The sequence below is a fragment of the Streptomyces sp. NPDC044064 genome, from assembly GCF_056434245.1.
In genome coordinates this window covers 288892-302821 of the sequence record NZ_JBWKFN010000008.1, presented here as the reverse complement: position 1 = coordinate 302821, position 13930 = coordinate 288892, and the positions used below count along the sequence as shown (strand labels likewise).

Below are 13930 nucleotides of genomic sequence, written 5' to 3'. Positions count from 1 at the left end.
CGACCTGATCATCTTCGGCCTGACCGTCAAGGTCGTCGTGGGCGCCGTCCACCGCGGTCGGGAACGCAGCACGCAACTGGCGAACGGCGCACAGTTCTGTCAAGTCACGTTTTTATGTGTCATGACGGATATCTCCATCTTCCCGTCTCCTGGTTCGCAGGGCCGCATCGAAGCAAACGGCAGCGGCCCCGCAAGACCTTCGAGATCGAGGTGGAATCCCATGAGCACGCAGAATCATGTACCGAGCGACACGATGGAAGGTGACGGCGGGCCGGCCCCCGCACAGGACTCGCACGTGATCGCTGCGCCGGCCGGATCGTCCTACCACCGGTTGGCGCGCACCGAGCGGTACCGCTGGTGGCAGCCACTGGTCGCCACGCTCGTCGCCGGGGCAGGCTGGTGGCTGTCCATGTTCCCGCTGGGGTTCATATTGGGCGGGGCGGCCGCGCTGGCCGGAGTCGAGCTGGGCGGCCCCCAGGACCTGCTGTTCGCTGATCCCCTGTGGGACGACGCCGCCTTGTTGCTCATGCTGGCCCTCATGCTCCCGATGGTGCTGCTCGCCGCACGCCGGGTGCAGCGCCGGCCGGCCGGCAGCCTGTCCTCGGTGACCGGCCGGGTGCGTTGGCATTGGCTGCTGGTCTGCCTGGGGGTGGCCGTGGCCGCGGCAGTTCTCCTGGTCATCCTGGCGGCCGCCCTCACTCTCATGTCCGGGGCCGGCGTGGACGGTTCGGTGTCCGACGCATGGGTGGGCTGGCCGACGTTCCTGGCCTCCGCCGCAGTGTTCGTCCTGCTGGTGCCGCTCCAGGCCGCCGCCGAGGAGTACGTCTTCCGCGGCTGGATCCCCCAGGTCTTCGGCTGTTACCTGCGCACCCCCTGGGCCGGCAGCATCGTCGGCGCTCTGCTCTTCGCCTTGGCTCACGGACTGGGCACCCCGTGGGGCTTCGCCGACCTGATCCTGTTCAGTCTCGTCCTGAGTTTCCTCGTGATCCGTACCGGTGGCCTGGAGGCGGCCGTTGCCTACCACGTGGGCACCAACCTGATCCTCATGCTCCTCGCCGCCACCACCGCGGGCGGCGTCGCCGACCACCGCACCGCCGCGGACGGCTCCTGGCAACTACTGGTGGCCGGAGCGGTCGCGCTGGCGCTGTACGCGTGGGTGGTCCTGCACCTGAGCCGCCGGCTCCGCATCACCCGCAGGGCGCCTGCACCCGTTCTGCTTCCGGCGTCCCGGGTGTGCGGCAGCCCCTCCTGCTGACTGGCCCCAGATGGTGCTCTGGGCGGGTTCGATGTGCGGAAGGGCGGCTCCAGCCCGGAGGAGGCAACCTGAAGCTACGACCGCCCGCATCACTGAGGAGGGAGGGAAGATCGTCATGGCTGGACTGGCAGGGGTGCCCGGCAGGGAGTGGATGATCCGGGACGCGAAAGGACGCAAGTACAGCTACGACTCAGAAGAAGAGGCGTTCGAAGCACTTCCTGAGTACGGGGAAGAGGCTACGGTGTGGACCCGCGACGTCTATCGCGTGCTCTTCTTCACACGGTCCGTCGGCGGCTGGCAGCAGGTCACCGAGCCGCGCAACTAGCGTGTCTCCCACGAGCCCGAGAAGAGCGCGCCCATTCGCAACAAGGGCGACGCGCGTGTTCGAATTCCGGCCTCCCCAGAGCATTCAGCTACGGCCATCGCCGTTCGGGGCCGCTGCTGGCTTTGCGCCCCTCCCAGTGGTTGGACGGCGGCCCACGCTGGGCGGCGCAGGCGCGGGTGAGGCACCATCCAGCAGACCCGACGAATCCGGCCGTGCGTCGTAGCGACAGCCGTCGCGCCGCATTCCGGCCGGGCACGGTTCGCCGACCGTGTCGATCCGCGCGGCCTGTTCGTACCTGCGGCGAAGCCGGGCAGGAAGGCGGATGGCGGATGGCGGATGGGAATATGCAACCAGTTGAATATTCTCATCCGGTGCTAAATTGGGCCCCATGGCTCTGCGTAACGCGGTGATGGCCGCGCTCTTGGAGGGCGAGGCGTCCGGGTACGACCTCGCGAAGGGGTTCCAGTCCTCGGTCGCCAACTTCTGGATGGCCACGCCGCAGCAGATCTACCGCGAGTTGGAGCGCATGGAGGGCGAGGGCCTCGTCGCCGCTCGTTTCGTCCAGCAGGAGCGCAGGCCCAACAAGCGGCTCTACTCGCTCACCGAGGCCGGGTACGCGGCCGTGCACGCCTACACCACCGAACCTCCGGCCAAGCCGACCGCGATCAGGGACGAACTGCTGGTCAAGGTCCAGTGTGTCGACGTCGGCGATCTCCAGGCCGTCCGTGCGTCGATCTCCCAGCGCATGGAACTGGCCGCGGCCAAGGTCGTCCGCTTCGAGCGTATGCGGGAGCGCCTGCTGGCCGGCCGCACCGAGGACGACTACTTCACCACCGCCGAACGGATCGGTCCCTACCTCACCCTGCTGCGTGGCCTGTCACTTGAGCAGGACAACCTCCGGTGGGGCGAGGTCGCTCTCAAGCGGCTCGACCAGCGCAGCGCGGCGCTTGCCGCGCGGACCGAGGGTTCTTGAGTCGTTGCCGTCCAGTTGCCGTCCAGTTGCCGTCCAGCGGTCCTCGGCGGGCTGGGTCGGCAGGACCGGGACCTCGATCGCCACGGGTCAGGTTGGGTGGCTGGGCCGCGCCGGTGGCGGCCAACGTGACGATGCCCATGAGGTGTTCGCAGCAGTGAAGGTTCGGCCCGGTGAACCTTCCGCGCCGGGCCCGCGTCTTCCCGCGCGACCGTCACCGCACGCCCAGGAGAACAGACCGTGGCCGACAAGGACGCTGAGCAGACCGACGAGCGGGCTTACGCCGCGGCGCCCTGGTGGGCCGATCTCGGGACGTGGGGGGCTGTCGCACTGATCGTCTTCGGAGGTCTCGCGGCAGCTTGGGTCTTTCTCCGGCTGCCCGGCACCCCGGAGGAGCCGGCGACCGGCTACTACGGGGCCGCCAAGGTCATCGCCATCGGCGTGGTGAGTGTGGGATGCGCCGTGCTGGGCCGCCGTCGAGCCCGGGCCGCAGCCGTCGAGGTGACGAACGAACAGGAAGGCCCTTGACGCCGACGGCCGTTGAGCAACGTCGGACCTCGTTCGACTACTCCTGATCCGACTGCTCCTCATCCCCGAGGAAGGCCGTCACCAGCGCGCTCGCCTCGGGGCGGCACTCCTCGAAGTAGGCGTGCCGGGCGTCGGGGAACAGGTGCGTGCGGGTGTGGGGGATGCGGGTGGCCAGCAGGGCGAGGTTGTCCGGCGGGGCCATCCGGTCCTGGTCGCCATGGAGGATCAGTGTCGGCGCGGTGATGTCGGGCAGGGCGTCCCAGGCGTCGTGCCGGTTGCTGGCGAGCAGGTGGCCGTGCCGGGCGTGCGGTGGCATGTCGGGGTCGCCGAGGGTGTTGTAGGGGCCGGGGTGGGCGGCCCGCCAGGCGGGGGAGTACATGAGGTCGATCAGGGCGTGCAGGGCGGCTCTCGGGTCGGGCTGCGCCAGTGCGCGCCGCACCGAGGTGTCGCGTTCGACGGCGTGCGGGCCGCCGGGCGAGGTGCATCCGAGCACCAGGCGCCGGACCCGCTCCGGATGGTCGGCGGCCACCCACTGGGCGACCCGGCCGCCCATGGAGGTGCCGTAGACGTCGGCCCGCTCGATGCCGAGGTGGTCGAGGACGGCGATCACGTCCTCGGCGAACTGGCGGGTCGAATAGCCGCCTTGGGGCTTGTCGCTCGCTCCGGTGCCCCGGTAGTCCAGGGTGATCGTGGAGTGTGTGCCGTGGAAGTCCTCGCGTAGGCCGTCCCACCAGTGGTGGTTGTTCGCCTGCCCGGCGAGGAGCACGAGCGGAAAGCCGGTGCCTCGGCGCTGACAGGCGAGGGCGGTGCCGTCCTCGGCGTGGGCGTAGCCGGCGAGCGGCGACTCGGTGTCGGACATGACGGCCTTTCGGTGCGGCTGTGGTGTACGGGTCACTGGGGCTCGGCGGGATCGGTTCGCTGGAGCCGGGTGGAGAGCCGGCGGCCGCCGGTCACCTCGGCGCCGATCCGCCGCACCAACTCGCGCGCGACGGCCTCCACGGCGAGCAGTGTGCGCCCGGATGTCGGGGTGGCGAGGACGGCGGAGCGCCCGGCGACGGTGACCAGGGCCTTGAGCTGTCCGACGTCCACGGTCGCTCCTCTCGAGCCACGCGCGGCACGCATGGCTCGATCACGCATTGCTGCTTCACTCCGCCTCCCGCGTCCGTCGCTCGCCACTCGCCCCCCGTTCGCCTCGTACACCTCGTACGCCTCGTACGCCTCCATGGTTTCACCCGGTACTGACAGCCCGCACTGACCGAAGGGGCCGGATCGGTCGAGTCGGCCTCCCTCGAAGATACCCCCGGGGGTAATCGTGTACTGTCGAATACATACCCCCGGGGGTAATTCTTCGAGGGATGTTCGATGGAAGGGAGTACCTCGTGTTCTTCGTCGACACGATCGAGGTGCGGGGGCTCGGCAACCGCAGCTATCTGGCGGGTGGCGAGCGGACGGCGGTGGCGGTCGACCCGCCGCGCGACATCGACCGGGTGATCGCGGTGGCGGCCCGGCGGGGGGTGCGCATCTCGCACGTCGTCGAGACGCACGTCCACAACGACTACGTCACCGGCGGTCTGGAGCTGGCCCGGGTCACGGGCGCCGCCTATCTGGTTCCCGCCGGAGCCGCCGTCTCCTTCGAGCGCGTGCCGGTCGGGGACGGCGACCGTACGGTGATCGACGCCGCCGCCGGGATGAGCCTGCGTGCCGTGGCAACGCCCGGGCACACTGCGCACCACACCTCCTACGTGCTGGAGGAGTGCGCGACGGCGGTCTCGGTGTTCACCGGCGGTTCCCTGCTGATCGGCACCGTCGGCCGCCCGGACCTCGTGGAACCGCGGCTGACCGAGCGGCTCGCCCGTGCGCAGTACGCCTCCGCGCACCGCCTGGCCGCCGAGCTGCCCGACGACACTGAGGTGCTGCCCACGCACGGCTTCGGCAGCTTCTGCGCGTCGTCGCAGGCGGAGGGGGAGTACAGCACGATCGGCAAGGAGAAGGCCTCGAACGAGGCCCTCACCCGGGACGTGGACACCTTCGTCGCCGACCTGCTGGCCGGTCTGGGCGACATTCCCGCCTACTACGCGCACATGGGTCCGGCCAACGCCGCCGGGCCCGCGCCGGTCGACCTGACCCCGCCCGCCGTGGCCGACGCGGACGAGATCGCCGCTCGGCTGGCCGCGGGGGAGTGGGTGGTGGACCTGCGCAACCGGGTCGCGTTCGCCGCCGGGCACCTGTCGGGCTCGGTCAACTTCGAGGCCGAGGGACAGCTCGCCACCTACCTCGCCTGGCTGATCCCGTGGGGCAAGCCGGTCACGCTGCTCGCCGAGTCCGCCGAGCAGCTCGCCGCGGCGCAGCGGGAGCTGGTCCGCGTGGGCATCGACCGGCCTGCCGCCGCGGCCACCGGGGAGCCGGGCGGCTGGGTCCGCGGGAACGAGGCCCTCGCCTCCTTCCCCCGGGCCACCTTCGCGGACCTCGCCGGCCGGTACCCGGCGGACGGCCTCGTCGTCCTCGACGTCCGGCGCGACGCGGAGCGGGCGGGCGGATTCATCGAGGGCTCGGTCCACATACCGGTCCACACCCTGCACCGCCGCCTGAACGAGATCCCCGAGGGCACGGTGTGGGTGCACTGCGCGGGCGGTATGCGCGCCGCCATCGCCGCCTCCCTGCTGGACGCGGCAGGCCGCGACGTCGTCGCCGTGGACGACGGCTTCGACGCGGCCGGGAGCGCAGGGCTCACGGTCCGTACCGCCTGACCGCAAGACAGGAGCGACAAGCCAAGATGAGCATCGTCCGACGAGACCGGCGCGTTCCGGGCCGGGTGACCGTCCAGGAGGCTGCCGCCCGCACCGGCCACGGCAGTGCCGCCGAGGGCGGCGCCGCCGCCGTACTGCTGGACGTCCGCGAACCGAACGAATGGCAGGCGGGGCACGCGCCACGAGCCGTGCACCTGCCGCTGTCCGCGCCGGCCGCCGGGGCCGGGCTGCCCACGGGCGCGCAGGCGGGTGCGTTCGTCGTGATCTGCCGCTCGGGGAACCGCTCCCGCCAGGCAGCCGCCCTGCTCGAGGCGCGCGGTGCCGAGGCCGTGGACGTGATCGGCGGCATGCGGGAATGGGAAGCGGCGGGACTGCCCGTGCTGGACTCGCGGGGCGGGAACGGGACCGTCGAGTGAGCGCTGTCGTATTCGCCCTGGCCGCCGGTGCCGTCATCGGCGTGGCGCTCGGGGCACTCGGGGGCGGTGGCAGTGTCCTGGCCGTACCCGCCCTGATCTACCTGCTCGGCTTCACCCCGGTCGCGGCCACCACCGCCAGCCTCGTCATCGTCACGGTCACCTCGGCCACGGCGCTGTCCGCGCACGCCCGGGACGGCCATGTGCGATGGCGGACCGGGCTGTTGTTCGCGGCGGCCGGGATCGTCCCCGCGATGCTGGGCGGCGCGCTCGCCGGACGGCTGCCCGCCGGTGCCCTGACGGCCGCCTTCGCCGTCGTGGCGGGAACGGCCGCGGTGCGGATGCTACGACCCCGTGCCGCGTCGGAGACGGCGGTGCTGGTGCGGACGGACCGGGCGGCGGCCGCGGGTGCCGGGCTCGGCGCGGTCACCGGCGTCCTCGGCGTCGGCGGCGGCTTCCTCGCCGTGCCCGCGCTGGTGAGCGTGCTCGGTATGCGGATGCGTGACGCGGTCGGCACCAGCCTGCTGGTGATCACCGTCAACTCCCTGGCCGCGCTGGCGATGCGCGCCGGTACGGCCGACGGTCTGGACTGGGCCGTCATCGGGCCCTTCGCCGGGGCCGCGGTCCTCGGCGCGTGGGACGGGAAGCGACTCGGGGCGAAGGTGTCCGGGCACGCGCTGCAGCGAACCTTCGCCCTGGTGCTGCTGGCCGTGGCCGCGTTCATGATGATCGACGCGGTGGTGTGATGCGCCCGCGCTCACAGCCCCGCGCCGGCCCCCTCACGCCAGCGACAGGAAGAGCTTCTCCAGGCGGGCCCGCATCTGCTCCGGGTCCTCGCCGTTCTTGCCGCCGGACTCCATGTCGGTGATGCACTGCTGCAGGCCGGTGGCGATGATCGCGAAACCCGCGCGGTCGAGCGCCCGCGACGCGGCGGCGAGCTGCGTGATCACGTCCTCGCAGTCGCGCCCCTCCTCGATCATCCGGATCACGCCGGAGATCTGGCCCTGCGCGCGGCGCAGCCGGTTCAGGACGGACTTCAGCTCCGCACCCGCGAGTTCCAGTTCCACGATCACTCCTCCGAAAATACCCCTAGGGGTACTGTACGTCCCGGTACGGGACGGCGTCGAACGCCAAGGATCACAAAGGATCACATCTGCCATGACCGCCCCCATCGCCCCCGTAACCCTCCGTGCCGACCAGGCCCGCACCCGGCTGCACGAGCTGACCGTCATCGACGTACGCACCCCTGGTGAGTACGGCGCGGGCCACCTGCCCGGCGCCCTCAACATCCCCCTGGATCAGATCCGGCGTGCCCTGCCCGAGATCCGGCACGCCGCAGAACGCGGCGACGTCCTGGTCGTGTGCGCCTCCGGAGCCCGCTCCGAGAACGCCTGCAAGCTGCTCGCGGAGCAGGGCATACCCACCGCCACCCTGGTCGGCGGCACCAGCGGCTGGGCTGCCGCGGGCCACGAACTGCAGCAGCCCGCCCCCTGCGACACCCGGGCCGGCTGGAGCATGGAGCGGCAGGTCCGGTTCACGGCGGGCGCGCTGGTCCTCGTCGGCACCGGCCTCGGGCTGCTCGCGCACCCGGCCTTCCAGATCCTGTCGGCGGGTGTCGCAGGCGGTCTCGTCTTCTCCGCGCTCACCGACACCTGCGGCATGGCCGTTCTGCTCGGCAAGCTGCCGCACAACCGCCCTCGCGCGGCCGACCTCGACGCCACGCTCACCGCTCTGCGCAGCCGCTGAGCGACACGCTGCGGGCGCCACCGTGCGCGGTGGGGCCCGCAGCCGCCGGGGATCTCGGCGCCGGCCCGGTTGCAGCGCCGCTTCGACGACGGACTCGGGGGCGGTGTGAGGGGGGCGCGCGTGCCTCACGGGTGCCGACGGCGCACGGCGTGCGAGTGCTGCGGGAGTCCGTACGCCGGAAGCGGATCCGGACAGCGGCGTGCGGTGGGCGCGATCGCGGGGCGCGCCTGCGCAGGCCGCCGTCCTGCGCAGGATCCGAATCCCGGATCCGCCCCTCATCCGTGCCGTGAACGCGCGAGGAACGTGCGCGGGCGACACGACGCTCCAACACCCGTCAGTGGGGCGGGAGTTCACGCTCCAAACCTCGAACGAACAGTCATGACCGAAAAGAGGAGGGTTTTTCGCGGAAGGGCGTCACACGATGGAATGATCTCGGCGTGCGGTCACTACGATCGCATCTCAAGACAACCATTCGACCGGCTCGAAAGTGACAGCCGGTCAGGGTCGCCGATGCCAGGGTCCGCTCCCCGGGCTGCGGTGATCTTCCTGTCCAGGAGGACCTTCCGCATGTTCCGACGCATTGGGAATGCCGTCGTCCGTCATCCCGTCTGGACGATCGTGGCATGGCTCATCGCGGCGGTGGCGATCGTCGCCACCGCACCGAGCCTGCCCTCGAACAGTGACGAGAGCAGTTTCCTGCCGAAGAGTTACGAGTCGATCAAAGCGGCGGTGTTACAGGAGAAGGCGTTCCCCAGCGCCTTCACCCCGTCCGCGATCGCGCTGTACCAACGCACCGACGGCGGCAGGCTCACCGCCGCCGACAAACAGGACATCGCCCGGATCACTTCACAGCTGGGCAGCAAGCACATCGACCAGGTGCAGAAGGTCGTCCCCGGCCAGCCGTCCAAGGACGGCAGGTATGACCTGACCCTGGTGCAGATGGACAGCAAGAACGCCGGCCAGCCCAAACAGATCGACGCGGCCAAGGTGCTGCGCGACGACGTCAAGGAACTGGCGAAGGGCACGCACCTCGACGTCAAGCTCGGCGGCTCCGCCGTGCAGGCCCTCGACCAGCAGGACTCGTCCAAGCAGGGTCAGGCGCTGATCGGTATCGGCACCTTCGCGATCATTCTGATCACCCTGCTGATCATCTTCAGAGCGCCGATCCTGGCGATCCTCCCCCTGGTCCTGATCGGCCTGGTGTCGGCCGTCGCCAACGGACTGATCGCCTACGCCACGAAGCTGTTCGACCTCCAGGCCAACAGCTCGATCTCGTCGATCCTGATCGTCGTGCTCTTCGGCGTGGGCACGGACTACTTCCTCTTCCTGATGTTCCGCTACCGCGAGCGCCTGCGCGCCGGCGACGAGCCGAAGCAAGCCATGATCAACGCGGTCGACCGGGTCGGGGAGGCCATCGCCTCGGCCGCCGGAGCGGTCATCATCGCGTTCCTCGCGCTGGTCCTGTCCACGCTGGGGTTCCTCAAGCAGATGGGCCCGGCACTCGCCATCGCGGTCGCCGCCACGCTGGTCGCGGGCCTGACCCTGATCCCGGCCGTGGTCTCGCTCATCGGACCGAAGGTCTTCTGGCCCTCCAAGTCCTGGCAGCGGGAGCCGGAGAACGCCCGGTTCGCCGCCCTCGGCCGGGGCGTGCAGCGCCGCCCGGGGCTGACCGCCACGCTCTCCGGCCTCGTCCTGGTCGCGCTGTCGCTCGGCACCCTCGGCTTCAACGCCACGTTCGACCTGGCGGCGGGCTCGATGCCCAAGACCAAGGAGTCCATGGTCGTCCAGGACGAGATGCAGAAGGCGTACTCGGCGGGCGCCGCCGCACCCACCGACGTCTTCGTGTCCAGCACCGACGGCAAGCAGCTGGACAAGTCCGGCCTGGACGCCTACGCGCAGAAGCTCGGGGCCGTCGACGGCGTCGCGAACGCCCGCCTGACCCAGCTGAACAAGGCAGGCACCACCGCCGACATCACCGTCACCCTCAAGTACGAGGCGTCGACGGACAAGGCGATCGATGCCGTGGGTGAGGTGCGCGACGTCGCACACTCCGACGCACCCGAGGGCACCGAAGCCGTCGTCGGCGGCATGTCCTCGATCTACAAGGACATCGCCACGGCGGTCAACCACGACTACCGGACGGTCTTCCCCGTGGCCGCCCTCCTCATCATGATCATCCTGGGGCTGCTGCTGCGCAGTGTGGTCGCCCCCTGGTACCTGATGGCCTCGGTGGGTCTCGGCTTCGGCGCCACCCTCGGCGCCACGGTCTGGATCTTCCAGGCGGGGCAGGGACACTCGGGTCTGATGTTCATGCTCCCGGTGATCATGTATCTGTTCGTGGTCGCCATCGGCACCGACTACAACATCCTGATGATCGCCCGGCTCCGCGAGGAGGCCCGCGAGGGCCGCGAGCCCCGCGAGGCGGCGGGCATGGCGCTCCGGCACGCCGGGCCGACCGTGGCGGCGGCCGGCTTCATCCTGGCGGCGACCTTCGCCACGATGATGCTGGCGGGCAACGCGCTGCTGACGGAGATGGGTTTCGCGGTCTCCTTCGGTATCGCCGTCGCCGCCTTCGTGATGGCGATGTTCTTCACGCCGAGCCTCACCGCGCTGATCGGCCACGCGGCATGGTGGCCGGGCCATGGGGACCGGGCACGGGAAGTGCCGGCCGGTGCCGGCTCTCCGGACGCCGGTTCGGTTCCCGGCCAGGACCGGGACACCGTCGCACCCGATCCGTCGGGCCGCCGCGGCTAGTTGTACGAGGACGGGGCAGGTCTGCCGGGCCGCACAGCCCGGCGGGCCTGACCCGCCGTCATCGCGGCGGCCGACGCGAGAGGAAGATCACGACGGACCACGCGGTCTTGGCCATGCACGCGCCACGCGGTACGGTCTGTCCGATATCGACGACGGCGAGACGGAAGCCGGTGGAAATCCGGCACGGTCGCGCCACTGTATGCGGAACACCCCTGGGTGTCCCGTGAGTCAGACCCGTGGCCGTCGTCATGTGCACCACCGAGATGGGACGCGAACTCCCAGAGGAGGTCCTGCCATGGCGCAGACCGTCGCCCAGCCGACAGCCACCACCCCCGCCGTTCCCGCCACGCTGCCGCTCAAGGCGATCGCTCCGTGGGCGGTCTTCTTCGGCATCCTCATGCTCGTCCTGCTGTACTTCGTCGGCGCCGAGCAGGGCGCCACCTCCGTGTTCAACGGCACGGACGTCCACGAGTGGGTGCACGACGCCCGCCACCTGCTCGGCTTCCCCTGCCACTGACGCGAGGGACGCCGCTCGACCATGAACTCCACAACCGTGAGAAACCTTCTCGTGCGGGGCATGCTCGCCGGCCTTGCCGCCGGCGTGCTCGCCCTCGTCGTCGCCTACCTCCTCGGTGAGCCGAGCGTCGACAGCGCGATCAGCTTCGAGGACGCCCACTCCCACGAGCACGAGATGGAGGTCGTCTCCCGCTCACTGCAGTCCACCCTGGGCCTCGCCACCGGTGTCCTCGTCTACGGGGTCGCCTTCGGCGGCATCGCCGCGCTCGCCTTCTGCGTCGCGCTCGGCCGTGTCGGCCGCTTCAGCCCGCGGGCGACCGCGCTGCTGCTGTCCGGCTGCGCACTGCTCGCCGTCTACGTCGTACCGTTCCTGAAGTACCCGGCCAACCCGCCGTCGGTCGGCGAGCCCGACACCATCGGCAAGCGGACGACCCTGTACTTCCTGATGATGCTGCTCAGCGTGCTTCTGGCGGTCGCCGCCACCATCCTGGGCAAACGCCTCGCGCCTTCCCTGGGCACCTGGTACGCGACCGTCGTCGCGGTGGCCGCCTTCGCCGTCGTGATCGGCCTGGCCTACGAGTTCCTGCCCGTCATCAACGAGGTGCCGAAGGACTTCCCGGCCACCCTGCTGTGGCGGTTCCGCCTCTCCGCACTGGCCATCCAGGCCGTCCTGTGGGGTGGATTCGGCCTGCTCTTCGGCGAGTTGGCCGAGCGGCAGCTGAACCCCAAGCCCGCGGCCGCCGCGTCCGGGCGAAGAGTTCCCGCCACGCACTGATCCGTTCAGGACACGAGAGGGCCCTTCGGAACCGTCCGGGGGCCCTCTCGCGTTTCCGGGACACCGGCGGAGGCGACGAGCGGAGGAGCCGAGTGGCCAGACAACGTCCCGAACCGCGCCACATCACTCTCGGCGGTCGTGAGGCGGTGGCCCTGACCGTGGAGGAGTACGCCCAACTCGTGGCCAGCCGACGCCAGATCGGCGGCCAGAGCGCACGCGTACGGGTGCTCGCCCAGCAGGTCAAGCGGACCGAGCGACTTCTCGACGAGCTGGAGGCCCTGGTCGGTGCCCCCACGGCCGTCTGCCGTACCCCGGACGAGGCAGCGGGCCGCCGGGCGACGGCCGACTGCCACGGCGACCACGGCACGACCGGCGGCATGGACACCGACTGCCTGCGGTGCGCGATCGCGGCACTGCTGCGTCGCCACCGGGACGCGACTCCCTGACCGCCGTCAGTCGCCCGGCCGGCCGAGGCCGTGTCCGAGGCGCACGTTCCAGCGTCCGGAACGACCGGTGACCTCGGCCGCCGTGAGCGGCGGAACGTCGAGGCGCCAGAACGCCGCCTCGGGCGCGCCCAACGCGTGCACCACCACAGCCCGTACGACCTCGGGCTCCACCACGGCGACGGTCCGCACGTCCGCCCCTCCACTCGTGTCCAGCCAGCGCGCGACCCGTGCACACAGCTCCCGAACCGACTCGCCGCCATGCGGTGCGAACCCGGGATCCGCCAGCCAGCGGGCCACCATCTCCGGCTCGGCAGCACCGACCTCGTCCAGCGTCCGCCCTCGCCACCGGCCCACATCGAGGCCCGAGAGCTCCGGTTCCACCGAGGCGTCGAGGCCGAGCGCGGCGGCCGTCTCCCGGCAGCGCACGCTGGGGGAGGCAAGAACGCGGCGTGCTGCGGGCAGGGACCCGGCCGCCGACCCGGCACGCGCCGCCGCGCTCTCCTCGATCGAGTCGCCGTCGTCGAAACGGGCTCGCCGCAGGGAGCGCGTGGTCGCGGGTGAGATGAGAGTGACACGGCTGGTCACGCGGTGGTTCCTCCTGCTTCCGCTGTGGGGCGGGGCGCCCTGGACTGCATGTGTACGACGGTACGGGCATCCGTGGCACTCGTGCGCGCTCTCCCACCCTCACGTGGAGCCGCGCCGAGCAGGAGCGGCGGCCTCGACGGCCGGCTGCTGGACGGCGACAGCGCAACCGCTTAGGGTTGCTGTCCAGAGTTGGAAAAATAGTCGAAGTGCTGTGTGGGAGGGGCACGTCATGCGTACCGGTGGGGCCGAGGCGGACGAGCACCTCATCCGCGAGACGGAGAAGATCGCCGTCGCGCTGGGCCGGATGTTCCCGGGGCTGTGCGAGGTGGTCCTGCACGACCTGCGCGATCCGGAACACGCGATCCGGGCGATCGAGAACAACCTCTCAGGCCGGCAAGTGGGCGATAGCGCAACCGAGCTGGGACTGGCCCGCATCGCCGACCCGCAGTACCCGAGCGTCATCCAGAACTACCCCAACCGGTTCCCCGACGGCCGCCCGGCCAAGAGCACGTCGATCGGCATCAGGAACAGCGCCGGCGAGTACATCGCGGCCCTGTGCCTGAACCTGGACGTCTCCGTGCTCTCACCGGTCACGCTCGCGCTGTCCAACCTGGTCGCCACGGACGCCGAGCACCGTGAACAGCCGCTGGAGACCCTGCGCGACCGCAACGCCCGGGAGCTGCGTCAGGCGGTGGAGGAGCTCGCCGCGGAACGTGGTGGCACCCCGAGGTCGCTGGGCCGGGACGGCAAGAGGGCGCTCGTACGGCAGTTGCACTCGGACGGCTACTTCGACTCGCGAGATGCCGCCCAGACGATCGCGGACCTGCTCGGCGTGTCCCGCGCGACCGTCTACAACTACACCAAGTGAAG

General features: G+C 70.8%; 17 protein-coding genes and 1 riboswitch. Of the genes, 13 read left to right on the top strand and 4 right to left on the bottom strand.

Going from position 1 to position 13930, the window contains the following annotated elements:
- Window positions 1–220: 220 nt before the first annotated feature.
- From AC07DS_RS16130 to AC07DS_RS16115, 4 genes are all read left to right on the top strand, one after another.
- Window positions 221–1255, top strand: coding sequence for a lysostaphin resistance A-like protein (locus AC07DS_RS16130; RefSeq protein WP_479145759.1), 1035 nt, complete (start codon window positions 221–223; stop codon window positions 1253–1255).
- A gap of 115 nt (window positions 1256–1370) precedes the next feature.
- On the top strand, window positions 1371–1580 hold the full coding sequence (locus AC07DS_RS16125) for a hypothetical protein (RefSeq protein ID WP_479145757.1): 210 nt from the start codon (window positions 1371–1373) through the stop codon (window positions 1578–1580).
- Between the two features lie 388 nt (window positions 1581–1968).
- Entirely contained in the window at window positions 1969–2553 is a 585-nt protein-coding gene (locus AC07DS_RS16120) for a PadR family transcriptional regulator (RefSeq protein ID WP_479145755.1), read from the top strand.
- A 237-nt stretch (window positions 2554–2790) separates the two neighbouring features.
- Window positions 2791–3078: a hypothetical protein gene (locus AC07DS_RS16115; RefSeq protein WP_479145753.1), complete on the top strand. Its 288-nt coding sequence runs from the start codon at window positions 2791–2793 to the stop codon at window positions 3076–3078.
- Between the two features lie 37 nt (window positions 3079–3115).
- Here the strand turns inward: AC07DS_RS16115 and AC07DS_RS16110 are convergent, their stop codons facing one another.
- A complete protein-coding gene (locus tag AC07DS_RS16110; protein WP_479145751.1) occupies window positions 3116–3937 on the bottom strand; it encodes an alpha/beta fold hydrolase in 822 nt (273 codons plus the stop codon).
- Between the two features lie 32 nt (window positions 3938–3969).
- A complete protein-coding gene (locus tag AC07DS_RS16105) occupies window positions 3970–4167 on the bottom strand; it encodes a hypothetical protein (protein WP_479145750.1) in 198 nt (65 codons plus the stop codon).
- A gap of 290 nt (window positions 4168–4457) precedes the next feature.
- On the opposite strand from AC07DS_RS16105, the gene AC07DS_RS16100 reads away from it, so the two are divergent.
- From AC07DS_RS16100 to AC07DS_RS16090, 3 genes are read left to right on the top strand one after another with little or no spacing between them, the layout of a single operon-like run.
- Window positions 4458–5825 (top strand): MBL fold metallo-hydrolase, encoded by a 1368-nt coding sequence (locus AC07DS_RS16100; RefSeq protein ID WP_479145821.1) that lies wholly within the window; start codon window positions 4458–4460, stop codon window positions 5823–5825.
- A gap of 26 nt (window positions 5826–5851) precedes the next feature.
- Window positions 5852–6241: a rhodanese-like domain-containing protein gene (locus AC07DS_RS16095; RefSeq protein ID WP_479145749.1), complete on the top strand. Its 390-nt coding sequence runs from the start codon at window positions 5852–5854 to the stop codon at window positions 6239–6241.
- Entirely contained in the window at window positions 6238–6984 is a 747-nt protein-coding gene (locus tag AC07DS_RS16090) for a sulfite exporter TauE/SafE family protein (RefSeq protein ID WP_479145747.1), read from the top strand. Before AC07DS_RS16095 ends, AC07DS_RS16090 begins: the two co-directional genes overlap by 4 nt.
- A 33-nt stretch (window positions 6985–7017) precedes the next feature.
- On the opposite strand, the gene AC07DS_RS16085 is transcribed toward AC07DS_RS16090, so the two are convergent.
- Window positions 7018–7305 (bottom strand): metal-sensitive transcriptional regulator, encoded by a 288-nt coding sequence (locus tag AC07DS_RS16085; protein WP_479145745.1) that lies wholly within the window; start codon window positions 7303–7305, stop codon window positions 7018–7020.
- A 91-nt stretch (window positions 7306–7396) separates the two neighbouring features.
- On the opposite strand from AC07DS_RS16085, the gene AC07DS_RS16080 reads away from it, so the two are divergent.
- From AC07DS_RS16080 to AC07DS_RS16060, 5 genes are all read left to right on the top strand, one after another.
- Complete coding sequence (locus AC07DS_RS16080) at window positions 7397–7984, top strand: rhodanese-like domain-containing protein (RefSeq protein WP_479145743.1); 588 nt, start codon at window positions 7397–7399, stop codon at window positions 7982–7984.
- A gap of 567 nt (window positions 7985–8551) precedes the next feature.
- Window positions 8552–10738 carry an MMPL family transporter gene (locus AC07DS_RS16075; RefSeq protein ID WP_479145741.1) on the top strand — a complete coding sequence of 729 codons (2187 nt, stop codon included), beginning with the start codon at window positions 8552–8554 and terminating at the stop codon, window positions 10736–10738.
- Window positions 10739–10853: 115 nt separating this feature from the next.
- Window positions 10854–10998: riboswitch (cobalamin riboswitch) on the top strand.
- Between the two features lie 35 nt (window positions 10999–11033).
- Window positions 11034–11255 (top strand): CbtB domain-containing protein, encoded by a 222-nt coding sequence (locus AC07DS_RS16070; RefSeq protein ID WP_086692985.1) that lies wholly within the window; start codon window positions 11034–11036, stop codon window positions 11253–11255.
- Between the two features lie 21 nt (window positions 11256–11276).
- Window positions 11277–12029, top strand: coding sequence for a CbtA family protein (locus AC07DS_RS16065; protein WP_479145739.1), 753 nt, complete (start codon window positions 11277–11279; stop codon window positions 12027–12029).
- Window positions 12030–12121: 92 nt separating this feature from the next.
- Window positions 12122–12475 (top strand): hypothetical protein, encoded by a 354-nt coding sequence (locus tag AC07DS_RS16060; protein ID WP_479145737.1) that lies wholly within the window; start codon window positions 12122–12124, stop codon window positions 12473–12475.
- Between the two features lie 6 nt (window positions 12476–12481).
- On the opposite strand, the gene AC07DS_RS16055 is transcribed toward AC07DS_RS16060, so the two are convergent.
- A complete protein-coding gene (locus tag AC07DS_RS16055; protein WP_479145735.1) occupies window positions 12482–13060 on the bottom strand; it encodes a histidine phosphatase family protein in 579 nt (192 codons plus the stop codon).
- A gap of 229 nt (window positions 13061–13289) precedes the next feature.
- Between AC07DS_RS16055 and AC07DS_RS16050 the strand changes: the two genes are divergently transcribed.
- Window positions 13290–13928, top strand: a complete 639-nt coding sequence (locus AC07DS_RS16050; protein WP_479145734.1) for a helix-turn-helix transcriptional regulator — start codon at window positions 13290–13292, stop codon at window positions 13926–13928.
- The last annotated feature ends 2 nt before the right edge of the window (window positions 13929–13930 follow it).

Coding starts and splice junctions, on each gene's coding strand:
- AC07DS_RS16125 (WP_479145757.1), top strand. CDS start 1,371: ATGGCTGGACTGGCAGGGGTGCCCGGCAGGGAGTGGATGATCCGGGAC.
- AC07DS_RS16120 (WP_479145755.1), top strand. CDS start 1,969: ATGGCTCTGCGTAACGCGGTGATGGCCGCGCTCTTGGAGGGCGAGGCG.
- AC07DS_RS16050 (WP_479145734.1), top strand. CDS start 13,290: ATGCGTACCGGTGGGGCCGAGGCGGACGAGCACCTCATCCGCGAGACG.
- AC07DS_RS16130 (WP_479145759.1), top strand. CDS start 221: ATGAGCACGCAGAATCATGTACCGAGCGACACGATGGAAGGTGACGGC.
- AC07DS_RS16080 (WP_479145743.1), top strand. CDS start 7,397: ATGACCGCCCCCATCGCCCCCGTAACCCTCCGTGCCGACCAGGCCCGC.
- AC07DS_RS16095 (WP_479145749.1), top strand. CDS start 5,852: ATGAGCATCGTCCGACGAGACCGGCGCGTTCCGGGCCGGGTGACCGTC.
- AC07DS_RS16065 (WP_479145739.1), top strand. CDS start 11,277: ATGAACTCCACAACCGTGAGAAACCTTCTCGTGCGGGGCATGCTCGCC.
- AC07DS_RS16070 (WP_086692985.1), top strand. CDS start 11,034: ATGGCGCAGACCGTCGCCCAGCCGACAGCCACCACCCCCGCCGTTCCC.
- AC07DS_RS16110 (WP_479145751.1), bottom strand. CDS start 3,937: ATGTCCGACACCGAGTCGCCGCTCGCCGGCTACGCCCACGCCGAGGAC.
- AC07DS_RS16075 (WP_479145741.1), top strand. CDS start 8,552: ATGTTCCGACGCATTGGGAATGCCGTCGTCCGTCATCCCGTCTGGACG.